The organism is Vreelandella zhuhanensis, assembly GCF_009793355.1.
GTDB lineage: Bacteria > Pseudomonadota > Gammaproteobacteria > Pseudomonadales > Halomonadaceae > Vreelandella > Vreelandella zhuhanensis.
Map to the genome: position 1 here is coordinate 148852 of NZ_WTKP01000006.1, position 24293 is coordinate 173144.

The following is a 24293-nucleotide window of genomic DNA, read 5'->3' on the forward strand; positions in this document are numbered from 1 at the left end:
GTGCCGGGAGGGATAGCGCGTCGTGCGCAGCACGACTCGGGATTCCCTATCCGCGCCTCCTTTAGGCTTGAATCGTGGGTAACGGGTGGTAGCCGTAGCCATCACCACGTTGCAGCAGGGTGCAATAGCGCCAGGAAATCCCCTGGATCGCACCCTGTTCGGTCTGAATGTTGAAGCTGCCGGTCTTGCGAATCGCCACGCGACCTGTATGCGTGCCGGCCTTCTTACCGGTCGGGACAATCGCCCTGACCCTATCGCCGGTCTGAAAGCCCTGTACCTGCTTCTGGCGCATCAAGTAGCCACGCGGGAAACCATATTTGTCGAGCCGGGTGCGCTGATAACTGCCACGCCCGGTGGCCTTGATGACCAGAGTGGGTATTTGCCAACCCTTCAGGAAGTCGACGTTTCCAACACAGGCCGCATCCAGGGCATGGGTTTTGGGGATGCCCAGGCACTGACGGTTGTACTGGGTGCGACCGCCGCTGCCCACGGCGACCGGCAGGCCGGTGGTTTTCATGGCACCAAACAGCGCCCAACGGGTGGCATTGACGGCAGTGGCATCCCGAAGGGGTAACTTGAGCTGGCGCTCTACGCGCTCAAGGCGAACGGCTGCCGACAAGCCGTTGGCCTTCAACCGTTTCTTGAGTCCCTTGTCGGTAGCGAAAAAGTCGGTAAGCCACTGGCTGTCCTTGGCGGTGTTGCAGTCGTGACAGGCGATGGTCAGGTTGCTCACCCGATCCGAGCCGTCCCGAGATCGGGGCACCACATGCTCAATCTCCAGCCGTGTATCACCGGTGCCGCAGTAGGCGCACGCTCGCCCCCATTTTTCTAGGAGGTACTCGCGTACCTCATAGCCAAGCAAGGTGCCTTGCTGGTACTCGACCCCGGTAATCTCCGGATTTTCCAGCTTCTGCATATCGAAGCGCACCAGCTCCATGCTCAGGTGAGTCACCGGCACCCAACGGCACAGCTTGTCCACCCAGGCCATGGTTGTATCGACCCGATGCTGCAGGCTGGGCGGTAGCCAGCCCTTCTTGCGCGTCCGGTTGTCGAAACGTGGCTTCCGATGGCGCAGGTTCTTGCTGCGACGCCGCCGCCGAAACCCCGCCCGTTGCTCCAGTGCCTGACGAATCTGGAAACCCCGATGGACCAATTGAAACAGGCAAAGCACATGACGTATCGCCGGTGCCTGCTCGTCCGTCGTGTTGTCTTCCAGGCGTATCAGCGCCAGGCCGGTTTCCTTGCTGCCCGGATCAGCGGCCAGCAGGGTTGGCTGCAAGGTGCCGTCACTCTGGCGCCGATCCCGTAGCCGGATCACGAAGGGGGTGCGATTCACCACCACCGCCCGACCGCGCTCCAATAGCAGGCGTGCGCGTTTTTCACTGCACGGCATCAATGGCTGCTTGTTCTTTCCCAATACGAAAACCGCCATGCGATCTCCTTCTAAAATAGAACCCTTACGGGCCTGGTGACGCAGGTCTTTCAACCTGTCTCCCCTCGGGAATGTCTGCAAGCGGCTCCTGCGTTGCCGCAGCGATCAGAACCTTCGGCGCTTTACCTTTCACCAGCATGATCCTGATCTTCCAGAGCGCCGAACTGAGTGAAGCATTCGGCGGTGGGTCTTAACGACCTATTGCAAACGTAGCGGGTTGATTACCGCTTTCCCTGGTCAACCTGGCTTGTTTTCACAAGCCTCGCCCTTCAGGGCGAGGTAGTTGACGAATGCCGTTTTCAGGGTGGTGACGAAGGCAGAGTTACACAATGCGGTTCATGAGTACTGTTGTGATCATCCGGGGAATGCAGGGCCTGCCAGGCGTCATAAGTGCTGAGAAATATTTGCCCCGTTAATTGATTGATAAACGCTGTTTTCTTGAGTCGATCCATTACCGGGCCCTTTACTTCGGCCAGGTGCAAGGTGGTACCCATATCGTGAAGGCGTGCATTAATGGTTTCCAGGCTTTCCAGAGCTGACGCATCAATGACATTGACGGCCTGGCATGCGATGACTACGTGCCGAAGAGGCGGTTGCCCTGCAGCTATCGCGGTAACGGTGTTTTCCAGGTAGCGGGCATTGGCAAAGTAAAGGCTCTCATCTATTCGCAGAATCACAAGATGCGGGTCGGTTTCCACGGCGTGGCGTTTCACATTACGAAAATGTTCACTGCCCGGAACACGCCCCACCACGGCACTATGCGGACGGCTAGTACGATAAAGATGAAGCGCTAATGAGAGGCTCACGCCGGCTATAATGCCACTCTCGACGCCAATGCCAAGCGTTACGACGATCGTTGCCAGCATGGCGCTAAAATCGCTAAGCGAGTAATGCCAAGTACGCTGGATCGTACCGAAGTCCACCAATGATAAAACGGCGATGATAATCGTGGCAGCTAGGGTGGCGATGGGAAGGTAGGCAATTAAGGGCGTGAAGAAAAGAGTGACCAGCATTATGCCGACAGCTGTGAAGGCCCCAGCAGCAGGCGTTTCTGCACCGGCTTCGAAGTTGACGACTGAACGCGAGAACCCTCCGGTAACCGGCATGCCACCTGTAAAAGACGAAGCGATGTTGGCAGTACCCAAGCCAATCAGCTCCTGGTTCGGATCAATTTGTTGGCGACGTTTCGCTGCCAGCGTTTGTCCTACTGACACGGATTCGACAAACCCGACGATACTGATCAACAGTGCGGCGAGAAACAGCTCTTGCCAGACACCACTATCACCACCGGGCAAGGTGAGTGGCGGAAATCCAGAAGGAATGTCACCGACAACGGCGACGCCCTGATGATCCAAGCCGAATGCCCATGTGATGTAGGTTGTTACCCCAACGGCGAGGATCGGCGCCGCTTTGGTCAGCATATCTGCCACTCGAGCCGCTGTCCCGAGAGAGATAAGTAGTCTTTTTAACCAGCGACGCGTGACATGAAGGAAGGCAAGGACGCTTACACCGATTGCCAGCGTCGGTAAGTTAAGCTGGTTAACATTGGCCGCCATGCTTTGGCCCAAGGCTATTAGCGTGTGTCCGCTTCCTTCGATGCCAAGAATGTGTTTTGTCTGGCTGGCGGCAATGATCAGACCTGATGCGGTGATAAAGCCAGAAATGACCGGATGGCTCAGAAAGTTGGCCAGAAAACCCAGCCTTGCAAGGCCCATCAAGACCAGTATGGCTCCCGATAGCAGCGCCAATATGAGAGCCGCTGCCATGTATTCGGAAGAACCGGGCGTTGCTATGTTACCAATCGCAGCGGCGGTCATGAGTGAGACGACTGCAACAGGGCCTACGGCGAGCGTACGGCTTGTGCCAAACAGGGTATAAATGACTAGCGGCGCGATACTGGCGTAAAGACCCACTTCCGGGGGAAGACCCGCCAGCATCGCGTAGGCCAGTGATTGAGGAATCAACATGACGGTCACGATCAGTGCGGCGAGTAAATCACTGACCAGTGGTTTACGTCCGTAATGCGGCAGCCATTGTAAGATAGGGAAGTAGCGTCTTATTTGCATTGCATGTCTCACACGCTGCGATCGGTTGTGTTTTCTAACCTGTTGCGGTGCCCTTCAAGATCATGCCCGCGGCACGTACCGGATATCTTCGGCACGCGAACGTGAAAGCGCCGCCGTGAAGCGGGCGGCGCATCAAGGGATATCAATCCCAGGCGGCGCCTTCCAGGGCGTCGAGGGGGATTTTCAGGTAGCGGCGACCGTTGGCTTCCGGTTCCGGCAAACGTCCGCCACGGGTATTGATCTGCAACGCATGCAGAATCAGCTTGGGCATCGGCAATTCGCGGTCACGCTCGTTGCGCAGGGCGATGAAGTCGGCTTCATCCATGCCCACCAAGTGCGGATTTTCCGCCTTTTGCTGCTTCACCGTGCTTTCCCACTGCGGCTCGCGGCCGTTGGGCATGTAGTCGTGGCCGGTGAACAGGCGTGTGTCGTCGGGTAGGCTCAGAATCGCCTGAATGGAGTTCCACAGCGTTTTAGCGTCGCCGCCGGGGAAGTCGGCCCGGGCGGTGCCGAAGTCCGGCTGGAAAATCGTGTCGTGAATAAATGCCGCATCGCCGATCACGTAGGTGATCGATGCCAGCGTATGCCCCGGCGAAAACATTACCCGAGCGTCGAGCTCGCCTACCTTGAACGTATCGCCCTCGGCGAACAGCTGATCCCACTGACGACCATCGGTGGGGAAATCCGGCCAGTGATAGATGCCTTTCCAAAGTTCTTGAACGTCAGTGACGTATTTACCGATTGCGGTGGGCGCACCGGTTTTCTCTTGCAGGTAGTGTGCGGCAGAGAAGTGATCTGCGTGCGGATGGGTGTCCAGAATCCACTGCACCTCAAGGCCTTGTTCTTTGACGTAGGCCAAGAGCTCGTCTGCGTGATGTGTGGCGGTGGCGCCGGATTTCTCATCATAATCCAGTACCGGGTCGATAATCGCGCACTGGCGCGTGGCCGGGTCGCTGACGATGTACTGCACGCTAGAGGTGCGTGGGTCGAAAAACCCGGCAACATCCGGATGATTGGTGGCGGTGCTGCGAGAAAGCGAAAACGTTTGCATATGTGCCTCCTGAAAATGACACGGGGTAAAACCACAGAGATGAAACTGACCGTGCTGGTCAGTGTACTCATTAAGGATAATGCTGCACAATTAATATTATAAAGTTAGACCATAAAATTATATAAGAAAAGCTGGTCACAACTATAACTATAATAGCGTGGGTTTATCGGACCCCCTGTTCCACTGCCTTCACTGCTGCGCTTTTGACATGGATCATAGTGATGGTGGTTTAGGGTCTGGTGTCATGGCGTACCGCCCATTAAGATAGTGACTAATTACTATCTTTTGGAAATGCCCATGACTGCCAAACGTAACCTCCCGGCCGAGGCGCGCCGCGAACGCACCGTGGAGACGGTCATCGCTTTATGCGGGGAGGAAGAACCCGCCACATTGACCACCGGGCGCATCGCCCAGCACATGGGCGTCACGCAAGGTGCCTTGTTTCGTCACTTCTCCAGCAAGGCTGCCATCTGGGAGGCGGTGGTGGCCTGGGTGGCCGAGCGGGTAATGGCGCGGGTCAATGACGCCGCCAAGGGCATCGAGGATCCGCTGGCGGCGCTGGAGGCGATGTACCTGGCGCATGTTGCCTTCATTGCCGAACACCCTGGGGTGCCACGGCTGCTGATGGGCCAGCTGCAGCACCCTGGGTCAACGCCCGCCAGCCGCATGGTGCGCAGCTTGATGGGTCGCTATCACCAGCGCTTGTTGTGCCTGCTCGAGGAGGCCCAGCAGCGGGAGCAGCTGCGAGCCGGACTCGACCTGGATGCGGCGGCGACCCAGTTCATCGGCACGCTCCAGGGGCTGGTGCTGCAATCGCTGATCGCCGGCGATGTGGCGGGTATCGTCGACCGGGCACCCGCAGCTTTCGACCTCTACCGGCACGGCATCGCCATGAAGGCAGGGGGTGACTCATGCGACCTTTGATGCGGCGGCTGGGGCGGTGGCTGACGGTAGTCGTCGGTGTGGCCGTGGGCGCTGCGCTTCTGGTCCTGTTGGTGATCAACCGCCAGGCTCCCGAGCGCCAGGAAACAGCGGCTTCCGAGACTCCGGTGCGGATCATCGAGGCCCGGCCGTTGGCATTCCGCCTGGAGGCGCGCGGCCACGGGGTGGCGCGTCCCGCCGAGACCTGGCAGGCGGTGGCCAACGTGGCGGGGCGGGTGGTGAAGCGCCACCCGGAGCTGGAGAGCGGCACCCTGCTGCCCGAGGGTACCCTGCTGGTGGCGCTGGACCCCAGCCGCTATGAGCTGGCCATCGCCGAGGCCGAAGCGGAGCTGGCCAGCCTGGCCGGCGAGCTGGCCCAGCTTGAGGCCGAGGAGGAGAATACCGGTCGCCTGCTGGCACTGGAGAGGGAGGCGCTCGCCCTGGCCGAACAGGAACTGTCGCGCATCGAGCGCCTGGCCGCTAGCGGCTCGGTCTCCACCTCGCGGCGCGACGAGCAACGGCGCAGCACCCTGGGCCAGCGCCAGGCGGTGACCTCGCTGGAGAACAGCCTGGCGCTTGTACCACCGCGGCGCGAGGTGCTCCAGGCCCAGCGTGAGCGGGCTGCCGTACGCCTGGCCCAGGCCCGGAAGGATCTCGCGGATACCCGTTTCGTGGCACCCTATGACCTGCGTCTGGCGGAGGTGGAGGTGGAGCTTTACCAGTTCATCGGCACCGGGCAGCGGCTGTTCCAGGCCGAAAGTCTGGCCGCCGCCGAGGTGGAGGCGCACATTCCCATTGCCATGATGCGTCGCCTGCTGGGCGCGGTCCTGCCCGATGAACCCTTCGGTCAGGGGCTCGACCTGGATGAGCGCCTGGACTTCTCCGCAGTGGACGCCAAACTGGCGCTGGCGGGGGCGCCGGATGTGGGCTGGTCGGGGGAGCTGGTGCGCGTGGCCAGCGGGCTGGACCCGGCCACCCGTACAGTGCGTGCGGTGGTGAGGGTCGAGCATCCTTACCGCGATGCCCGACCGCCGGATCGTCCTCCGCTGCAGCGCGACATGTACGTGCGCGTACAGCTTTCTGCATCCAGCCCCAAGCCGCAGCTCGTTATACCGGCCAGTGCGGTGCACCAAGGTGAGGTGTGGCTGGTGGATGCCGAGGCGCGCCTCGAACGGCGCGCAGTGAGCGTGGCCTTCGAGCAGCGCGACCTGGCAGTGATCGCGGCGGGCCTTGACCCTGGCGAGCGCCTGGTGGTCGATGACCTGCCCGCGGCAATCGCCGGAATGGCGCTGGCACCACGTCGCGACGAGGCCCTGGAGGCGCGCATTGCCGATCAGGCGCTGGGTGAAGGACAAAGGGGAGCGCAGCCATGATTCGCTGGTTCGCTGCCCATCCTACCGCGGCCAATCTGCTGCTGGTGCTGCTGCTGGCCGCGGGACTCTTTTCCGCCCCGTCACTCAAGCGCGAGACCTTTCCCGACTACCGCCCCGTGGAGGTGAGCGTCGAGGTGGTCTATCGCGGGGCCAGCGCCGCCGACGTGGAGGACGCCCTGTGCCGGCGCCTGCATGAGGCGGTGAAGGGGGTGGAGTACCTCGACGAGTTCATTTGCGTGGCCCAGGACAACCTGGCCAGCGCCACTGCCACCATGCAGGCCGCCGGTGACCCCCTGCGCTTTCTCAGCGAGATCGACACCGAGGTCAGCGCCATCAGCGAGTTTCCGACCCGGGCCGAGGCGCCGGTGGTGCGTGAGCTTCACCGCAGCGACCTGGTGGCGGCGGTCGCTGTGTCGGCCGACATGCCCGCGGGCCAGCTCGAGGAGTACGCCCTGCGCCTGGAAGAGCGCATCATGACGCTGCCCGGCGTGGCGGACGTCACCCTGCATGGCATGTCCCAGCGCCAGTGGCAGGTGGAAGTGCCCGGCGAGGTGCTCGGCCAGCATGGCCTCTCGGCCCGCGAGCTGGCACGGCGGATCTCGGCCCAGAGCCTGGACCTGCCGCTGGGCACCCTGGAGACGCCCGAGCGCGATATCCTGCTGCGCTTCACCGACCAGCGTCGCTCGCTTGCGGAGCTTTCGCGCCTGGTGGTGATGTCCGACCCGGCTGGCGGCGAGCTGACTCTGGGCGATATCGCCACCCTGACCGAGACTGGCGAACGCGAGGAAGAGAAGATTCGCTTCAACAGCGAACCGGCGCTGTTGCTGGAAGTGAGCAAGAGCCTGCGCGACGATGCCCTGACGGTGAAGGAGGAACTCGAAGCACTGATCCAGACGGAGTACCACCGCTTCGACGGCAATATCTCGCTGACCCTGACCCAGGACATGACCAGCATCGTCCGCGACCGCCTGCAGATGCTGGTGACCAACGGCCTCATGGGCCTGGCGCTGGTGGGGCTGGTGATGAGCCTGTTCTTCCGCCCGCGCCTGGCGCTATGGGCGGTGCTGGGGCTGCCGGCGGCGTTCATGGGTGCCTTCTTCGTCATGGCAGTATCGGGACTGTCGCTGAACATGATCACCCTGGTGGCCCTGCTCATGGCCATCGGCATCGTCATGGACGACGCTGTGGTCATCGTCGACAACATCGTTGCCCATGCTGATGGAGACGCCACACCTCTGGAGGCGGTGGTGGCCGGCACCCGCCAGGTGCTGCCCGGGGTGCTGTCGTCGTTTCTGACCACTGTGGTGGTGTTCGCGCCGCTGTCCTTCCTCGCCGGTGAAATGGGCGCGGTGCTGGAGGTGCTGCCGGTGGTACTGATCGCCGCCCTGGCGGCGAGCCTCATTGAGGCGTTCTGGATCCTGCCTCATCATCTCAAGGGCAGTCTCAAAGGCAGCGTGAAGCACCTTCCGCAGGGCCATGATTCGCGACTGCGCGCGGCCTTCGACCGCGGCTTCGAGCGTTTCCGCGAGGGCGTAGGGCGGCTGGCCGACCGGGCGATCCGCTTTCGCTATGCGGTGCTGGGGACGGTGCTGGCGGTGATGCTGGGGTCGGCCGGTTTCATGGCCGGTGGCCACGTCGGCAGCGAGGCGATGCCCGACATTGATGGCGATGTGCTGGAGGCGCGCATTCTGATGCCCCAAGGCACCCCCCTTGAGCGCACTGAAATGGTAGCCGCGCAGGTCGAGACGGCGATACGCGAACTTGACGCGCGTTACTCTCCCGAGCAACCGGCGGGGGCGGCGCTGGTCGAGGCGATTCAGGTACGCTTCAATCACAACCTCAGTGCCCGCGAGACAGGACCCCATGTGGCCACGGTCAGCATCGACCTGCTCACCGCCGAGCAGCGTACCCTGGCCCTGGACGTCCTGACCGAGGCCTGGCGCAAGGCGATCGGTGAGGTCGAGGGTCTGCAGCGTCTGATCATACAAGAGCCAGGCTTCGGCCCCGCCGGGGTGCCGGTGGCAGTACGCCTGACCGGCGAGAACCTGGACGCCATGAAGGCGGCGGCATTTGAGCTGGCCGAGCAGCTTGAAGGCTACTCGGCGGTCTACAATGTCATGGACGACCAGCGCCTGGGCAAGCCTCAGCGCGCCTACTCCCTGGCGTCGGGCGCCCACGGCCTGGGGCTTACCGCCGAAGAGGTAGCCAGCCAGTTGCGCGCCGCCCTGCTCGGCGAGATCGCCGATACCCAGCGCATCGGCGAGCAGGAGATCGAGGTACTGGTGCGTCAGACCGAGGCCGACCGCGACGGCCTCGATGACCTGGCGGATCAGACGCTGATGCTCCCCGACGGCAGCCGGGTACCGCTCTCGGTGGTGACCGAGGTGGCCGAGCGTCGCGAATGGGCGCGTATCACCCGCATCGATGGGCGGCGCACGGTCACGGTGGAGGCCAACGTCGACGCTCGTCAGGCCAGTGCTCAAGCCATCGTCGACGATCTGGTGGGCAGCGGCTGGCTGACCGACTTCAAGGGGCGTCATCCCCAGGTGGAAGTCAGCTTCGAGGGGCAGGTAGCCAGCTCCGCCGAGACAGGAAGCTCGATCGGCCGTGCCCTGCTGATCGGTCTGGTGGGTATCTTCGTGATCCTGTCGTTCCAGTTTCGCAGCTATGTGGAGCCGATGATCGTCATGCTGGCGATCCCGCTGACCTTCATCGGTGCCATCTGGGGGCACGTGATCATGGGCTACTACCTGTCCATGCCCTCGCTCATCGGTGCCGCCGGACTCGCCGGTATCGCGGTCAACGACGCCATCCTGCTGGTCCAGTTCATCAAGGGGAACCGCGCAGCGGGAATGGCGGCCGCGGATGCTGCCGGCCAGGCCAGTCGCGACCGCTTCCGCGCCATCCTGATCACCTCGACCACCACCATCGCCGGCCTTTTGCCCTTGCTGCTGGAGACCAGCACCCAGGCGGACGCCATCAAGCCCCTGGTGGTGTCGGTCGTGTTCGGGCTGCTGACCATCACCGTGCTGGTGCTGCTGGTGATCCCGGCGCTCTACGTGCTATTCGACGACTGGGGCTGGACCTCAGAGACTTCGATGCCAACCACTCCCGTGTGAATGGCCATTTGGTGAAAAGCATGGCCTGGTACGACAATGAGTGGGAGTCTCCAGTTGGGGCGGGCAATGGATGCAGTAATCTAACTACATTATTGGTCTGTTTATAAATAGGAGCTGAGATGAGCCAGTCACATGCCTTGCTTGGCGATCCGAAACACGCTATTGATTTAGCGCTTTTTGGGGCGCTTGGCGACCTTGCCATGCGCAAGCTGTTTCCTGCGCTGTATCAACTTGACCGTGAAGGCTTAATGCCTGAAAGCACGCGGATCATGGGACTGGCGCGTCAAGAACACGATACGGCCGCATTTCGCCAACTGGTCAACGGTGCGCTGCAAAAGCGGCTAAAAAAGGAAGAGCAGGACAAGGAGAGCTTGACGCGCTTTTTGAGTCGGCTTGACTACCTAAAGCTTGATTTCACCAACGCCGAGGGCTTCGAGGCAGTGCGCCAGTGGCGCGAGGGTGCCAACCGCCCGATGGTGGTTTACCTCTCAGTGGCAGCGCGTATCTACGGCGATATTTGCCATAACCTGCAGGCCAGTGACAGCCTGGATGACGATACCCGTGTGGTGGTAGAGAAGCCGATCGGCTATGACCTGGCCTCGTCCAAAGAGATTAACGACGCCATCGGTGCCGTTTTCCCCGAGTCACGAATCTACCGCATTGACCACTACCTGGGTAAAGAGACGGTACAGAACCTGATCGCCCTGCGCTTTGCCAACCCGCTCTTTGGCACCCAGTGGAATCAGAACCATATTTCCCATGTTGAGATCACGGTGGCAGAAAAAGTGGGGATCGAAGGGCGCTGGGGCTACTTTGACGAAGCGGGCCAGCTGCGCGATATGGTGCAGAACCATTTGCTCCAGCTGCTCTGTCTTATCGCCATGGACCCACCCTCCAACCTGGATGCCGACGCCATTCGGGATGAGAAAGTAAAAGTCCTCAAGGCGCTGAAGCCCTTTACGGGTGAAGCCTTGGGACGCGACGTGGTGCGAGGTCAGTATATTGCCGGCACCAGCAATGGCCAGGCGGTGCCGGGCTACCTGGAAGAAGAGGGCGCTAACCCCCAGAGCCAGACCGAAACTTTCGTGGCCATGAAAATCGAAGTGACCAACTGGCGTTGGGCAGGCGTGCCGTTCTATCTGCGAACTGGCAAGCGGTTGCCCGAAAAACTGTCACAAATTGTCATCCACTTTCGCCAACAGCCACACTACATCTTCGACCCCGACCAGCGGGGCATTGCGTCTAACAAGCTGATTATTCGCCTGCAGCCAGAGGAGGGCATTGCACTTCAGGTGCTCACCAAAGATAGTGGTCTGGATAAAGGCATGCGCTTGCGCCAAGGCCCGCTGCATCTGGATTTCAACAGCGTCTTCCCCAAGGCGCGGATTCCGGATGCCTACGAGCGCCTGCTGCTGGAGGTGATGAAAGGCCAGCAGTACTTGTTTGTGCGCCGCGACGAGGTGGAACACGCATGGCGCTGGTGCGATCAGCTGATCGACGGCTGGAAAGCACGCGAAGCCGCGCCGCGCCGTTACCCGGCAGGTTCCTGGGGGCCGGTCGCCTCCATTGCCATGATTACCCAGGATGGCCGCAGCTGGTACGAGGATTATTGATAGGGGTGAAGGATGTCAAATACCATGATTGCTTGGAGATTCACTGATGACAATCGATAAACAGCTACCCTCAACGCGTACCGCCGAGCTTGACAGCATCTGTCTGAAAGCAGAGGTGATACCGGTAATCACCATTGAGCGCATTGAAGATGCCGTACCGCTGGGCCGCGCCTTGGTGGAGGGTGGCTTGACCGTGCTGGAAATCACCCTACGTACCGATTGTGCACTGGAAGCGATCAAGCGCTTGCGTGAAGCGCTACCGGGAGCCAGCATCGGCGTTGGCACCGTGCTGACCCCGGCGCAGTATCGCCAGGCCGAGCAGGTGGGGGCCGATTTCGTGGTTACCCCTGGTACCACTGAAGCGCTCTACCGCTACGGCATCGAAAGCCCGGTTCCGATGTTGCCCGGGGTGTCTACCATCTCTGAACTGATGACCGGTTGGCAGTACGGCTACCGTCGCTTCAAATTCTTTCCCGCTGAATCCAGCGGTGGCGTGAAAGCGCTTAAAGCCTTTGGTGCCCCCATTTCGGAAGCACGCTTCTGCCCCACCGGAGGTATCACCGTGGATAACGCCGAGTCTTACCTTTCCCTGCCTAACGTCATGTGTGTCGGCGGCTCCTGGCTAACGCCCAAAGCGATGGTAGATGCAGAGGATTGGGACGGTATTCGTGAACTGGCCCGCCAGGCAGCGGCGCGCTTTCACCACTGAACTCACTTGACCTCCTCGTTTTGCAGGGCCTCGGCGGCGCCCAGCAGGCCCATCCAGGGTGCGGTGACCACCTGTATCGGGATGGTCCGGGTATAGGCGCTCATGCGTCCTCGTCGTGGATCTGGCCCTCCTGGCGCGCCAGGTCGTCGGCCTCGAAGCCACCGAACACCCCGGCACCTTCCTCACCGCGCATCGCCAGGTGGCGAAAGCCACCAAACAGCTCGCGCCCCAGGCCCACGTGGTAGTGGTCGAGCTCGCCGATGCGCCGCTCGCGCCGGGCCCATTCATGGGCGTCGACCTTGACCTCGAGGCTGCCGCTGTCGGTATCCAGGCGCACGATGTCGCCGTCGCGCAGCTTGGCGAGCGGTCCGCCGTCCAGTGCTTCAGGACTAATGTGAATCGCTGCCGGTACCTTGCCCGACGCGCCGGACATACGGCCGTCGGTGACCAGCGCCACCTTGTAGCCCCGATCCTGCAACACGCCCAGGAAAGGCGTCAGCTTGTGCAGTTCGGGCATGCCGTTGGCCTTGGGGCCCTGGAAGCGCACCACGGCAATCACGTCGCGGTCAAGTTCACCGGCCTCGAAAGCACCTTTCAGGTCGTTCTGGTCCTCGAAGATGCGGATCGGCGCCTCGACCAGACGGTGCTCGGGCTTGACCGCCGAGACCTTGATCACCCCGCGGCCCAGATTGCCATCCACCACGGTGAGACCGCCGGTGGCGGCGAAAGGCGCCTCCACACCGCGCAGCACGTCCTCATCGAGGCTCGCCGCCGGCCCCTCGCGCCACACCAGGCTGCCCGCCTCCAGGAAGGGCTCTTGGGTGTAGGCGGTAAGGTCGGTGCCGAACACCGTGGGAATATCGCCGTGCAGCAGGCCCGCTCCCAGCAGCTCGCGAAACAGGTAGCTCGTGCCGCCTGCTGCCTGGAAGTGATTGATGTCCGCCTGGCCGTTGGGGTACACCTGCATCAGGCTGGGCGTTACCGCCGAAAGGTCGGTGAAGTCGTCCCAGTTCAAGGTAATGCCCGCCGCAGCGGCCATGGCAATCAGGTGCAGGGTGTGATTGGTCGAACCGCCGGACGCCAATAGTCCAACGACCGCGTTCACAATGGCACGCTCGTCAATCTGCTTGTAGAAGGGACGGTAGTTGCCGCCGGGTTCGGTGTTGCGAATCGCCTGCTCGGTGGCGTAGCGGGTCAGCGCTTCGCGCATCTCGGTGCCGGGGTTGACGAAGGAGGTGCCGGGAAGGTGCAGGCCCATCACTTCCATCATTAGCTGGTTGGAGTTGGCGGTACCGTAGAAGGTGCAGGTGCCCGGGCTGTGGTAAGAGTCTGATTCCGCTTGGAGCAGCTCTTCACGGCCCGCCTTGCCTTCGGCGTACAGCTGGCGGATGCGCGCCTTCTCCTTGTTGGGCAGGCCGCTGGGCATCGGGCCCGCCGGCACGAACATGGCCGGCAGGTGGCCAAAGCGCGCCGCGGCGATAAACAGCCCCGGGACGATCTTGTCGCACACGCCGAGGTAGAGTGCGGCGTCGAACATGTTGTGGGAGAGGCCCACCGCGGTGGCCATGGCGATCACATCGCGGGAGAACAGCGACAGCTCCATGCCCGGCTGGCCCTGGGTGACGCCATCGCACATGGCCGGCACGCCGCCGGCGAACTGGGCGGTGGAGCCCATGGCGCGGGCGGCGGCCTTGATAGTCTCGGGGAAAGTTTCCAGCGGTTGGTGGGCCGAGAGCATGTCGTTGTAGGCCGAGATGATGCCGAGGTTGGCCGAATTCATCAGCTTCAGCGAGTTCTTGTCCGTCTCGCCGCAGGCTGCGAAGCCGTGGGCCAGGTTGCCGCAGGAGAGCTCGCCGCGGTGCACGCCACGGTGGTGCTGGTCGGCCATGCGCCGCTCGTAAAGGGCGCGCCGCTCGGCAGAGCGCTCACGAATGCGTTGGGTAACCTCGGTAACAGTGGTATTTAAGGTGGCGTGTATTGAGCTCGGCATAGAGACCTCTGCGTGGTGGAGACGGTGAGGTAGTATTGTAGTTTTACTACTAATAAGTATGGCGGCAATTGACTGATAAATCGTATAAAAAGGGCGCCACTTGGGCGCCCAACATACATATAGCCTATACAGCTAAAGGTGTGTCAGTGATACCCTTCGCCAACCTTGACCTTGCCGCGGAACACCCAGTATGACCAGGCGGTGTACGCCAGTACCACAGGGATGACAAATATCATTCCAACGAGCAGGAAGAGCTGTGATTCCGGTGCGGAGGCGGCGTCCCAGATAGTATAGTCAGGCGGCACAATGACGGGCCATTTGCTGGCAATGAGACCCAGGTAGGTGAAAATGAAAAGCCCCAGCGCCATTACGAATGGCAAACCCTCTTGCTGGCGCTTAACCGAACGGTAGAGCATGGCGGCGCAGGCCATGGCCAGGATCGGAAAGACCCAGATCAGATGCAGCTGATCGAGCCAGCGAGCGCGGACTTCCAGACTGACAAGGGGCGTCCATAGACTGACAATGCCGAATACCACGAGTACTGCCAGCAGCAGTTTAGGCGCAATGCTGTAGGCCCAGGCTTGTACATGGCCTTCAGACTTGAGAATAAGCCAAGTGGCACCCAGTAACGCATAGCCTGCCATCAAGCCTAAGCCGGTAAGAACGCTAAAGGGTGTCAACCAGTCAAGGGCGCCGCCCACGTAGACGAAATCCACCACCGCGAAGCCTTGAATGTATGCGCCGACCACGGCGCCTTGGGCAAAGGCGGCTACCGCTGAGCCCCAGCAGAAGGCGCGGTTCCACCAGTGGCGATTTTTCTTGGATTTAAACCGAAATTCAAAGGAGATGCCGCGGAAAATCAGCCCGGCGAGCATAAGAAAAACGCCGATGTAGAGCGCCGGCAAAAACACCGAGTAGACAAGCGGGAAGGCTCCGAGCAGGCCTGCACCACCGAGTACCAGCCAGGTTTCATTGCCGTCCCATATTGGCGCGATCGAGTTCATCATCACATCACGGGATTCTTCATCCGGGGCGAAGGGATACAGGATCCCCAGTCCCAGATCGAAGCCATCCATGAGCACGTACATGATGATGCCGAAGCCGATAATCGCTGCCCAAATCAAGGTAAGGTCGAGACCCATCATGCGTTAGCTCCCTTTATGTCATCCCCCTCAAGGGGGGTATGGGCCGCTGAGAGCGGACGTTTCGGACGTTCTACTTCATCGCTGTCCTTTTCATCGGACCCCGGAAGCATGCCTTCACCAATGACACGGCCCAGGTAGTAAATCCCGACCACAAACACCACGCCATAAACCGCCATATAGCCAATCAGGGTAAAGAGCGCCATGGCGCCGGTGAGCGAAGGTGTCAACCCCTGAGCATGGGTCATCAGGCCATAAACCAACCACGGCGCTCGACCGGCCTCGGTCACAATCCAGCCGGCGAGAACCGCGAGGAAGGGGGTGCCGATCATTGCCACCAATGTTTTCAGGTACAGCGGGCTTTCAAACACCCGACCTTTCCAGCGCAGCAATAGTCCGGCCAGCGCCACACCGATCATCAAGACACCAATTCCGACCATGACGCGGAACGACCAGAACACAATCGCTACCGGCGGCTGTTCCTCCGGTGCAGCTTCATTGATGCCGGGTACCTCGCCATCGGCGCGGTGGGTCAAGATGATGCTTGCCAGGTCGGGAATGCCGATTTCAAAACGGTTTGTCTGAGTGTCTTGATCGGGTATGGCGAACAGAAGCAGTGGCACATTGGACTGGGTTTCCCAGTTCCCTTCCATGGCCGCAAGCTTGGTAGGCTGATGCTCCAGTGTATTGAGGCCATGGAAATCACCGATCACCGCCTGAGCCGGCGTCAGCACCAGCAGTAACCATAGGCACATGGAGAGTGCTTTCTTGTTCGCCTCTACATCACGTTGGCGCAGCAGGAACCAAGCGCTCACGCCAGCCACGACGAAGCCACCCGTGAGGAAAGAGGCCATGCCCATGTGAGTGAAACGGTACCAGAACGACGGATTGAAGATCGCTTCTGCCCAAGAGGTGATATGGAAGCGACCGTCGATTAGCTCGTAGCCGGCGGGTGTCTGCATCCAGCTATTGGCCGAGAGAATCCAGAATGAGGAAATAAACGTGCCGATGGCAACCATGATCGCCGCGAAGAGGTGAACACCCTCAGGCACTTTGTTGCGCCCAAACAGCAGCACACCCAAGAACGCCGCTTCCAGGAAGAATGCCGTTACTACCTCGTAGCTAAGCACCGGACCTAAAAAGTTAGAGGTGGCCAGGGCAAAGTTGCTCCAGTTCGTGCCGAACTGAAATGACATGACAATGCCCGAGACCACGCCCATGCCGAAGACCACCGCAAATACCTTGGTCCAGAACAGAGCGAGGCGGTCCCATGCGGTGTTTCCGGTTTTATAGAATAATCCGTGTAAGAGGGCGATATAGGATGCCAGGCCAATGGTAAACACTGGGAAAATGGCATGAAAAAGAACTACAAAAGCAAATTGCAGCCTGGATAATAATAGGGGATCCAGCTCCATGATGACCTCCAACGCATGTCGCAAGGAAGAGATAAGCGCATCCAAGAATAAAGCCTTATTAATCAAGCATATCGGGGCATTTATTTTTTAACGGAATATGCTTATTACGTAGATCTATTTTAAACGAAAGGGGTGGGTTTAGTTAACATTTGTTAATGTTTGCGCCATGACGTATTGTCGCAGCCGTGCTGCGGGCGTCCTTCTATCAGTCTCAGGGTATGGGTAATACCGGGCGGGGCAGGAGCACCGTTACTGATGTCATGAACGAGATAGATAACGCTGCGCTCTTTTAGCCAGGCGTCTAAAGAAGCAGACAAGCGTTGTGCGGTGGGCTCATCAACGCCGGCAAATGGTTCGTCCAGGATGACCAGGTCCGGTTGGCATAGATAAAGACGTGCCAATGCGACTCGGCGTGCCTGTCCGCCGGAAAGTCGGCGTCCACCTTCCCCGACCCCTGTATCTAACCCGCGGGGCAATGCCTGTGCCCAGGACGTCAGGGCGACGCGTTCAAGCGCCTGCCACAGGGCGTCTTCACTGGCGTCTGGATTAGCGAGACGCAGGTTGGTCGCTAAGCTGGCATCCAGAAGTTCGGTTTGCTGCGTGAGCACCGCGACTCGTCGGCGCAGTGCCGCGTCGGGCCAGTGTTCAAGCGGTATGCCGCCAAGAATGATATGCCCTTGAGTGGGTGTAAGTTGCCGGCTGATGAGCATTGCCAGCGTGGATTTTCCCGAGCCGGATGCTCCCACAATTGCCCAGCGTTCGCCGGGTTTGAGCGTTAGTGACAGATTATCCAACGCGGGCAAGAGGGCTGTAGGGTAGTGAACGCTAACAGCGTTTAATACCATTTGGTGGGCACTGCCCGGGTCGCTCGTGTCCGCTTCTCGCACCGGCTGACGCTGCGCCTCCAGCTGGTTCAACCTCTCTGCGGCACTTTTGGTCGCTCCAAACCAGGTAAAGGCGGCGGGTAGTGCACCGAGCGCCTCGTTCATGGCCAGCACCGCCATGGGCAGCATCACCATCACTGCACCACTGATGTTGCCCGCCTGCCACGCCAGCGCGGCGAGCCATAGCGTCATTAACGTGGCTGCGCTGACGAGCCATCCTTCCAGGGCATTGCCCAGCGCGACCCAGTGCCCCAGGCGCTGCTGGGCATGCTGCAATTGCCGCTCAATGGCGCTCAGCCGTTCACGGTGAATGGCCAAACTTCCGTACGCCTTGAGCTCTGCCAGGCCCTGCAGCTGCTCCATCGTGCGGCTGCGCAACGCCTCGAGCTGGCCGACGTGACGTTCGCTTTCCGTCAGGCCCAGTCGCGCCTGGCCGAGCGTCAGCCATAGCCAGCCAAGCAGGAGCAGTGCCGCGAGCGAACCGCCGGCTAAGGGCACGAACAGTGCCACTCCACCGCTGAGCAGCAGAATTGCAAGCAGCGCCACGGCAGGCGGTGCCAGCAGACGCAGGTAGAGACTATCCAGGGTGTCGATGTCGGCTGTCAGGCGGTTGAGCCAGTCGCTGGCGCGGCGCTGCGCCAGGGCACGGCTATCCAGGCCGGCGAGCACACCAAATAGCTGGGTGCGCAGATCGGCGAGTAGGCGCAGTACGCTATCGTGGTTATACAGTCGTTCCACATAACGGCTGACGGTCCGGCTAACGGCAAAAAAGCGGATCGCACCGCCAGGAACATACACCTCAAGCGAGGCGGCAACGCCAGCGGCGAGCAACAGGCCGGTGAGGCCGGTGGCAGTAATAAACCAGCCTGAGACGGCGAGCAGGCCCAGCGCTGAAAACAGCGTCAGTGCCATCAACATCGCCCCCAAGCCAAGCCGTTTACGCCGTTTGGCGAGAACGGTCAGCCAGGGACGGAACGTGACGGCTAGAGAAGTGAGTTTAGCCATGGGGCACCTCCAGAACGTGGCCGTTGCGGATTTGCCAGTGGCGGTCGGTGAGGGCCATCAAGGCGGGGTGATGGGTGGCGATCACCAGGGTGCGTCCAGCATGACGCAGCGTTTGCAACGCTGCGATCACGGCTTGCTCGGTAGCTTCATCTAGACTGGCGGTAGGCTCATCGAGTAATACCAGTGGCGCTTGAGACAGGAATACTCGTGCCAGTGCCAAACGCTGTGCCTGCCCGCCGGATAGGCCGAAGCCGCGTTCGCCAATGGGGGTGTCGATACCCGCAGGTAGCCGTTTGATCAATTCGCCGAGGTGAGCGCTCTCCAGCGCTTGATGCAGGTCGTCAATGCTGGCTTGGGGCGCGGCCAATCGCAGATTGTCGGCCAGCGTACCTTGAATCAACAGTGGACGCTGATCCATCCAGGCAAAGCGAAGCGCATCCGCCGGACGGCGCTCGCCGTCACTGGGCGCCACAAAACCTGCGAGCAGCTGTAGCAGGCTGGATTTACCGCTGCCCGAAGCACCAGTGACGACAACGGTTTCTCCACGTGCCAACTGTTGCGTGACCGGCCCCAGGACAATTCCACGCCCAGGGTGCGTGACACTGGCGCCCTCCAGTTCGATGAGTGTATCGCTGGCATGAGGGGGAGCTACTGTGGTGTGGGCATGGCTGGTGAAAAGAGGCTCGTTTAATAGATGGGTCAGGCTATCAGCGGCGCCCAAGGCAGCAGCGCGGTCGTGGTAGCGCTGCGCCAAGTTTCGCAGTGGTTGGAAAAACTCGGGGGCAAGCAGTAGTACCAGTAAGCCACTGAACAGGGTTAGCTCATCGGCGGGGCCATAGTCGATATAGCCTAACAGGCCAAAACCGACATAAATCGCCACTACCGCAATAGCGACTGAAGCAAAAAACTCCAGCACAGCGGAAGAGAGAAATGCTAAACGCAAGGTGCGCATGCTACGGGCACGGTAGCCTTCCGAGGCCGCCCGTACGCTCTGCTCGGCTTGACGCGTTTGGCCGAATAGCTGCAGCGTAGTGAGGCTTCGCACGCGATCAATAAAGTGGCCGGAAAGGCGTGCCACTTCAGCGAACTGGTCGCGGTTCAGTTGCTCAGCACCCATGCCGACCAAGGCCATGAACAGCGGAATCATCGGCGCGGAGAGCAGTAAAAACAGGGCGGCTAGCCAGTCTTGCGTCAGTGCTATCATCAACACGCCGAGTGGCAGCAACATGGCAAGCCAGAGCTGTACGCGAAAGTGGGCAAAGTAACCGTCCAGCGCCTCCACTTGCTCGACCAGCTGATAGGACAGCGACGCGGAGTGGTAGCTCGCCAAGCGTACCGGCCCGAGAGCGGCTAGGTGATCAAGCAGGCGTTGGCGTAACTGCTTGCGAATCACCAGTGATGCCCGCTGGCTCAGCGTTTCTTGAGCGTAGGTGAGCAGTCCACGTAGCGGCAATAGTAGCAGCCAGATCACAAACAGCGGCGTGAGGCGCCCAAGCGGCTGTGCATTCACCAACAATGCGCTGACCAGCCAGGCAAATAGTCCCATTTGCACCCAGGTCAATGCGCTGGCACCCACGCCGCTGATAACCGCCAGCGTTAAACGACGGCGCTGAGTCGCCGCAAGGTCGTTCAGTAACCCTTTGGCAGTGAGCGCAGGCATGATAATTCCTTTAGCGATGTATAAGTTTGGTATCGCTATCAAGCCTACGACGAAAGTGACCCATCACCAAGGGGTGTGCGGCAAAGCGACTCGCATTGTGCGTCTCCCGGCCAGGTTAGAACGCTGGCTGTGACTCTTCCTGAAATATTTTTTCCAAGAGAGACTTACGTTCTATATTGGTTAGTGTCCGTCGGCTACCTGCCTTCTAAGCTAAAGGAGTTACGATGAAATATTTTGAGAACTTTTTTCTCTGGATGCTGGGACTTTTTTTACCCGCTTTTGCGTTGGCTCAAGCTCCAAGCCGCATGGGAAACGGCATGATGGATGGAATGATGTCGGGCATGGGCATCATGGCAATCTTTATGATGATCGTCTGGATTCTTCTGATTGTGCTTTTGGTGCTCGGGATATTGGCCCTGATCAAATATTTGCGAGAAAAATAATGAGCCAGAAAAAGCCGCCTATTTTGGATAGAAAGAGGGGGTATAAATCACCACAATGGGGGAACAGTGACCATGACTCAGGCACCCGCTAGCTTTGAAAAAATATTTTCCGATGAAACCGCCAGTATTGAAAATACAGCGTCCATCCCTCTTTCCATCAGCTTGGTTAGCGACAGCGGTTGCCAGGTTGAAATGGAGTTAAAGCCCGGCCAGGTGATCAATTTTTCCGCAGGCAGCATGGATGCAAATGTCATTTTGCATAACGGTGATCCAGCTAACCTGCTGGTGATAAAACCAGGGCCTCCCTCCTGAACCTGTTATCCACGCAAAGCAGAGGAGGCTTGCCCGGCCGGAGACGGTTATGGTGGGCATGGCGCCTGCATCAGGATTCGCGCTTCTCGAACCAATCCTCGGTGCCGCCCTCGTAGTCGTACACCTGAGTGAAGCCGGCTTCCTCGAGCTTTTTTGCGGCCTTGGGCGAGGCGTCGCAGTCGAAGTTGGCACAGTAGACCACGACCTTGCGATCCTTGCCGCCCGCTACGTCCTCGACCTTCTCGACGAAATCGTCATCCTTTACCGGGATGTTGATCGAGGTGCGGATGTGCTGCTTGTTGAAAGCATCCCGGGGCAGGACGTTGATCAGCACGAAGTCCTCGTGCTCGGTTTCGTTCATGACCTTCAGGTCGTCACGGGTAATGGCTTTCATGAGTATCTCCTGAAAGAGAATTTACAAACTGGAGCCATGGTCTGAAATTGAAACCATGATTCTGAAACATAGCAGCGGGAAGGATATTTGCAATTCAGGGTACGGCGACGGTATCGCGAACTGTACGCTTGATAGCGAAGAGGTCGTCTTACACCACGATTGCCTGGTTTGCGAAAATTGCTTTCCCATGGCGTCGGTGTAAGCATGCGTCATACAATAAAATCCTGACGTCGCGATTGTTGCGGGCATCATTACAACAAGAGGTGTTTTTCTATGCGCCCTTTAGAGAAGCCATCGTTTGATGAATGGCAGGCTAGCCTTTGCGCAGTTTGTGGTAGCTTTGAAACCCATCAAGATGCTAGCCGTCAATTTGTAGGGAATGTTTCCAAGCAAGACCTTGATGGGCTTGAAATTGCCCATATCACAACGAATGTGCAGCGTATGATTCATCGCAGGAGCCATTCGCATAATGATGATCGCTTCTGTTTTCTTGTCTTGCAGCGCGCGGGTACCGCAATTTTCAAGCAGTTTGGGGAAGAGGTCTCTTTGCACTCCGGTCACATGGTGCTGATGGACTCGGGAAGCCCGTTTGAAATTAACCCTCAGGGCCTGTCGGATCAGGTCTCATTGCACCTGGATCGAGAAAAAGTATGTAGCATCTTGCCTGAGCGCGTGAAGAAATTCGGCAGGTTACAGCTGGGCTCGGTCAGTGGGCGCCTATTGCAGCTTATCGTAGGCCAATTGCTTATGGATACGCAGAAACCCCTGTACCAGGCGGAAGGGAGTTCGTTGCAGGACTCTGTCATACCTTTACTGAGGTCTGCGCTCCAGGGGGGTCATGAAACGCCACCGGTTTATCATCTTGAGGAGCTTTATCAACTGGCGACTCACGAGATTGAAAAGAACCTGCAAAGCCCTAAGCTGGATGCTGAAACCTTGGCGGTTCTCGTGTGCGTTTCCGTGCGAAAGTTGTACCGTTGTTTTGAAAACCAGGGCGAGTCCGTGCACGGTTATATTGTGAAAAGGCGTATCCAGCGTGCTGCGCAGGATCTGATTGACCCGAAACTCAACGTCCGCTCCATATCTGCTGCTGCCTACGAATGGGGGTTTTGCGATCCTTCTCATTTCAGTAAGGCATTCAAGAAAGTTTATGGCTGCAGTCCCAAGGAATATCGTGCCAATTTCCACATGCTACATTAAGTAATCAACGCCTGAAAAATAGCACCACACCAGACCGGCTTTAAAGCCGGTTTTTTAATGCCGCAAGGCTGGTTTTTCTCTGAGTGCATTCAGCACTTCTGCGTCGATTGGCAGGAAAGTACCGGTTTTTGGCAGAGATATACAGGCGCCGCAAGCCTATGCCAAGTACTTTGCATATGAGCCCCTATTAAAACAATCAAGGAAGGGACGAAATGCAAGCAAGTCATATAAAGCAAATCTTGACAAGGCTGGCGACCAGCGGCTGTGCCTTATCAGTGCTGACAGTCGCCCCGGCTAGTTTCGCCTATGAAATGGCGGACCTGGGCGAATCCACTGTCAATATCAACGTGCAGGCGGTTTATGCTGCCTTTCACAGTGAGCGGGGCTATAACCAGTTCGGCAACACTGAAGATAAAGATTATGACTGGCAAGAGGGTTACCTTGAATACGGGTTTGAGTTGGCTCCCAAATCCTTCGAAAAAGGGGGCGTTTACGCTGAGCTAAGTGCCGTTACTACGGCCACTTGGGGAGATGGGGATGCGGCGGGCTTCACCATGGGGGACGAGAACGAGTCTGACATAGAAGATGCCTATCTGGGATATCGCCATGATGGGGTCATGATAGGTGGAAAGCCGTGGAGTGTGGATGTGTCCGCGGGTAGCCAGGTCATTCAGCTAGGGGATGGCTTTCTCATTGCCAGTGATGCCGTCAATTTCGGTAGCGGCCTGGGTGACGATTTCAATCGAGGCGGCGCCTACTACTTGGCTGGCCGCAAAGCTTTCGACAAGACGTTTCTGTTGAAGGCGTCGGACGCTACCTGGCAGACCCAGCTGGGCTGGATCGAGTCGGATAACCGTGCCCAGGCAGACACCGAGCTGGGAATCATGGCACTTCAGCACAGCCATGACGCAGGATCGGTTGAATTGACCTATATCCGAGGGCTGGAAGTAGACGAAGCATTCGCCTCACCTACCCAACTGGAACGTGACGGCATGGACACTTATAGCCTGCGTTTCGAGCAAGCCCTGGGTAGCGAAAATGCTTCGATCCAGGGGGAATATGCCTACCAGTCAAAATCCACCAACGAGAACGCCTGGTATCTCGAGCCTGCTTACACATTCACCGATATGCCTTGGCAGCCGACACTAACATTACGTTATAGCCGTTTCTCCGAGGACTGGGATCCACTTTTCTATGGATTTACCCGTGGCTTCGGCACATGGTTCCAAGGCGAAGTTGCCGCCAATTACGCAGGTCCTTTCAACTCGAACACCGAAGTCTGGCATCTGGGCGCAACCGTGCAGCCCACTGAAACACTTTCACTAGGCGCCTTGTACTTTGATTTCGATACGTTGGATACAAGCAACCAGCCTGATATGAGCGGCCAGGAAGTCAATCTCTACGCTGAATGGTTTCCGACACAGCATCTTTTCGTGATGCCGCTACTCGGCTGGTACCAACCCGAGAAGTCCGCCTCGCAGGGTGGGGTGCAGCTGGGAAGTGACGATACCAATGCCTATGCCCAGTTGATTGTCGGCACTTTCTTATGAAAATCGGAGGTTTT

The 24293-nt window shown here is 59.2% G+C and carries 18 protein-coding genes and 1 pseudogene; 9 read left to right on the plus strand and 10 right to left on the minus strand.

Going from position 1 to position 24293, the window contains the following annotated elements:
• Positions 1-61 precede the first annotated feature (61 nt).
• The 3 genes from iscB to GPM19_RS10005 form a co-directional block, all read right to left on the minus strand.
• Positions 62-1432: an RNA-guided endonuclease IscB gene (gene iscB, locus GPM19_RS09995; RefSeq protein ID WP_160418888.1), complete on the minus strand. Its 1371-nt coding sequence runs from the start codon at positions 1430-1432 to the stop codon at positions 62-64.
• A 299-nt stretch (positions 1433-1731) separates the two neighbouring features.
• Positions 1732-3498, minus strand: a complete 1767-nt coding sequence (locus tag GPM19_RS10000; protein ID WP_160418889.1) for a SulP family inorganic anion transporter — start codon at positions 3496-3498, stop codon at positions 1732-1734.
• Between the two features lie 142 nt (positions 3499-3640).
• Positions 3641-4549, minus strand: coding sequence for an MBL fold metallo-hydrolase (locus GPM19_RS10005; RefSeq protein ID WP_160418890.1), 909 nt, complete (start codon positions 4547-4549; stop codon positions 3641-3643).
• Between the two features lie 297 nt (positions 4550-4846).
• Between GPM19_RS10005 and GPM19_RS10010 the strand changes: the two genes are divergently transcribed.
• The 5 genes from GPM19_RS10010 to GPM19_RS10030 all read left to right on the plus strand — a co-directional run bounded on the left by GPM19_RS10010 (position 4847) and on the right by GPM19_RS10030 (position 12284).
• A complete protein-coding gene (locus tag GPM19_RS10010) occupies positions 4847-5473 on the plus strand; it encodes a TetR/AcrR family transcriptional regulator (protein ID WP_160418891.1) in 627 nt (208 codons plus the stop codon).
• Entirely contained in the window at positions 5461-6843 is a 1383-nt protein-coding gene (locus GPM19_RS10015) for an efflux RND transporter periplasmic adaptor subunit (RefSeq protein WP_160418892.1), read from the plus strand. The genes GPM19_RS10010 and GPM19_RS10015 overlap by 13 nt, the downstream gene beginning before the upstream one ends.
• The gene (locus tag GPM19_RS10020) at positions 6840-9962 is read left to right on the plus strand and encodes an efflux RND transporter permease subunit (protein ID WP_160418893.1); all 3123 of its coding nucleotides are present in this window, start codon (positions 6840-6842) and stop codon (positions 9960-9962) included. The genes GPM19_RS10015 and GPM19_RS10020 overlap by 4 nt, the downstream gene beginning before the upstream one ends.
• Before the next feature lie 119 nt (positions 9963-10081).
• Positions 10082-11575: a glucose-6-phosphate dehydrogenase gene (gene zwf / locus GPM19_RS10025; RefSeq protein ID WP_160418894.1), complete on the plus strand. Its 1494-nt coding sequence runs from the start codon at positions 10082-10084 to the stop codon at positions 11573-11575.
• A gap of 46 nt (positions 11576-11621) precedes the next feature.
• Positions 11622-12284: a bifunctional 4-hydroxy-2-oxoglutarate aldolase/2-dehydro-3-deoxy-phosphogluconate aldolase gene (locus GPM19_RS10030; protein WP_160418895.1), complete on the plus strand. Its 663-nt coding sequence runs from the start codon at positions 11622-11624 to the stop codon at positions 12282-12284.
• A 2-nt stretch (positions 12285-12286) separates the two neighbouring features.
• Here the strand turns inward: GPM19_RS10030 and GPM19_RS10035 are convergent.
• From GPM19_RS10035 to cydD, 6 genes and pseudogenes are all read right to left on the minus strand, one after another.
• Positions 12287-12397, minus strand: a pseudogene (locus GPM19_RS10035) (glucokinase); the annotation flags it as partial.
• Positions 12385-14274: a phosphogluconate dehydratase gene (gene edd, locus GPM19_RS10040; protein WP_160418897.1), complete on the minus strand. Its 1890-nt coding sequence runs from the start codon at positions 14272-14274 to the stop codon at positions 12385-12387. The pseudogene GPM19_RS10035 and the gene edd, both read right to left, overlap by 13 nt.
• 143 nt (positions 14275-14417) lie before the next feature.
• Positions 14418-15419: a cytochrome d ubiquinol oxidase subunit II gene (cydB, locus tag GPM19_RS10045; protein ID WP_160418898.1), complete on the minus strand. Its 1002-nt coding sequence runs from the start codon at positions 15417-15419 to the stop codon at positions 14418-14420.
• Positions 15416-16831: a cytochrome ubiquinol oxidase subunit I gene (locus GPM19_RS10050; protein ID WP_160418899.1), complete on the minus strand. Its 1416-nt coding sequence runs from the start codon at positions 16829-16831 to the stop codon at positions 15416-15418. Before GPM19_RS10050 ends, cydB begins: the two co-directional genes overlap by 4 nt.
• A 152-nt stretch (positions 16832-16983) precedes the next feature.
• Positions 16984-18720, minus strand: coding sequence for a thiol reductant ABC exporter subunit CydC (cydC, locus tag GPM19_RS10055; protein WP_160418900.1), 1737 nt, complete (start codon positions 18718-18720; stop codon positions 16984-16986).
• Entirely contained in the window at positions 18713-20380 is a 1668-nt protein-coding gene (gene cydD / locus GPM19_RS10060) for a thiol reductant ABC exporter subunit CydD (protein WP_160418901.1), read from the minus strand. Before cydD ends, cydC begins: the two co-directional genes overlap by 8 nt.
• Before the next feature lie 224 nt (positions 20381-20604).
• On the opposite strand from cydD, the gene GPM19_RS10065 reads away from it, so the two are divergent.
• Positions 20605-20823 carry a hypothetical protein gene (locus GPM19_RS10065; RefSeq protein WP_160418902.1) on the plus strand — a complete coding sequence of 73 codons (219 nt, stop codon included), beginning with the start codon at positions 20605-20607 and terminating at the stop codon, positions 20821-20823.
• A 72-nt stretch (positions 20824-20895) separates the two neighbouring features.
• On the plus strand, positions 20896-21135 hold the full coding sequence (locus GPM19_RS10070; RefSeq protein WP_160418903.1) for a hypothetical protein: 240 nt from the start codon (positions 20896-20898) through the stop codon (positions 21133-21135).
• Between the two features lie 70 nt (positions 21136-21205).
• On the opposite strand, the gene GPM19_RS10075 is transcribed toward GPM19_RS10070, so the two are convergent.
• Positions 21206-21529 carry a rhodanese-like domain-containing protein gene (locus GPM19_RS10075; RefSeq protein ID WP_160418904.1) on the minus strand — a complete coding sequence of 108 codons (324 nt, stop codon included), beginning with the start codon at positions 21527-21529 and terminating at the stop codon, positions 21206-21208.
• Positions 21530-21802: 273 nt separating this feature from the next.
• Between GPM19_RS10075 and feaR the strand changes: the two genes are divergently transcribed.
• Together feaR and GPM19_RS10085 are read left to right on the plus strand one after the other, a co-directional pair.
• Positions 21803-22729: a transcriptional regulator FeaR gene (gene feaR, locus GPM19_RS10080; RefSeq protein WP_160418905.1), complete on the plus strand. Its 927-nt coding sequence runs from the start codon at positions 21803-21805 to the stop codon at positions 22727-22729.
• Positions 22730-22941: 212 nt separating this feature from the next.
• Positions 22942-24279 (plus strand): alginate export family protein, encoded by a 1338-nt coding sequence (locus GPM19_RS10085; protein WP_160418906.1) that lies wholly within the window; start codon positions 22942-22944, stop codon positions 24277-24279.
• The last annotated feature ends 14 nt before the right edge of the window (positions 24280-24293 follow it).

What these genes read in the sequence shown, in the direction of transcription:
- iscB (WP_160418888.1), bottom strand. Translation starts at nt 1,432, where the DNA reads ATGGCGGTTTTCGTATTGGGAAAGAACAAGCAGCCATTGATGCCGTGC.
- GPM19_RS10000 (WP_160418889.1), bottom strand. Translation starts at nt 3,498, where the DNA reads ATGCAAATAAGACGCTACTTCCCTATCTTACAATGGCTGCCGCATTAC.
- GPM19_RS10005 (WP_160418890.1), bottom strand. Translation starts at nt 4,549, where the DNA reads ATGCAAACGTTTTCGCTTTCTCGCAGCACCGCCACCAATCATCCGGAT.
- GPM19_RS10010 (WP_160418891.1), top strand. Translation starts at nt 4,847, where the DNA reads ATGACTGCCAAACGTAACCTCCCGGCCGAGGCGCGCCGCGAACGCACC.
- GPM19_RS10015 (WP_160418892.1), top strand. Translation starts at nt 5,461, where the DNA reads ATGCGACCTTTGATGCGGCGGCTGGGGCGGTGGCTGACGGTAGTCGTC.
- GPM19_RS10020 (WP_160418893.1), top strand. Translation starts at nt 6,840, where the DNA reads ATGATTCGCTGGTTCGCTGCCCATCCTACCGCGGCCAATCTGCTGCTG.
- zwf (WP_160418894.1), top strand. Translation starts at nt 10,082, where the DNA reads ATGAGCCAGTCACATGCCTTGCTTGGCGATCCGAAACACGCTATTGAT.
- GPM19_RS10030 (WP_160418895.1), top strand. Translation starts at nt 11,622, where the DNA reads ATGACAATCGATAAACAGCTACCCTCAACGCGTACCGCCGAGCTTGAC.
- edd (WP_160418897.1), bottom strand. Translation starts at nt 14,274, where the DNA reads ATGCCGAGCTCAATACACGCCACCTTAAATACCACTGTTACCGAGGTT.
- cydB (WP_160418898.1), bottom strand. Translation starts at nt 15,419, where the DNA reads ATGATGGGTCTCGACCTTACCTTGATTTGGGCAGCGATTATCGGCTTC.
- GPM19_RS10050 (WP_160418899.1), bottom strand. Translation starts at nt 16,831, where the DNA reads ATGGAGCTGGATCCCCTATTATTATCCAGGCTGCAATTTGCTTTTGTA.
- cydC (WP_160418900.1), bottom strand. Translation starts at nt 18,720, where the DNA reads ATGGCTAAACTCACTTCTCTAGCCGTCACGTTCCGTCCCTGGCTGACC.
- cydD (WP_160418901.1), bottom strand. Translation starts at nt 20,380, where the DNA reads ATGCCTGCGCTCACTGCCAAAGGGTTACTGAACGACCTTGCGGCGACT.
- GPM19_RS10065 (WP_160418902.1), top strand. Translation starts at nt 20,605, where the DNA reads ATGAAATATTTTGAGAACTTTTTTCTCTGGATGCTGGGACTTTTTTTA.
- GPM19_RS10070 (WP_160418903.1), top strand. Translation starts at nt 20,896, where the DNA reads ATGACTCAGGCACCCGCTAGCTTTGAAAAAATATTTTCCGATGAAACC.
- GPM19_RS10075 (WP_160418904.1), bottom strand. Translation starts at nt 21,529, where the DNA reads ATGAAAGCCATTACCCGTGACGACCTGAAGGTCATGAACGAAACCGAG.
- feaR (WP_160418905.1), top strand. Translation starts at nt 21,803, where the DNA reads ATGCGCCCTTTAGAGAAGCCATCGTTTGATGAATGGCAGGCTAGCCTT.
- GPM19_RS10085 (WP_160418906.1), top strand. Translation starts at nt 22,942, where the DNA reads ATGCAAGCAAGTCATATAAAGCAAATCTTGACAAGGCTGGCGACCAGC.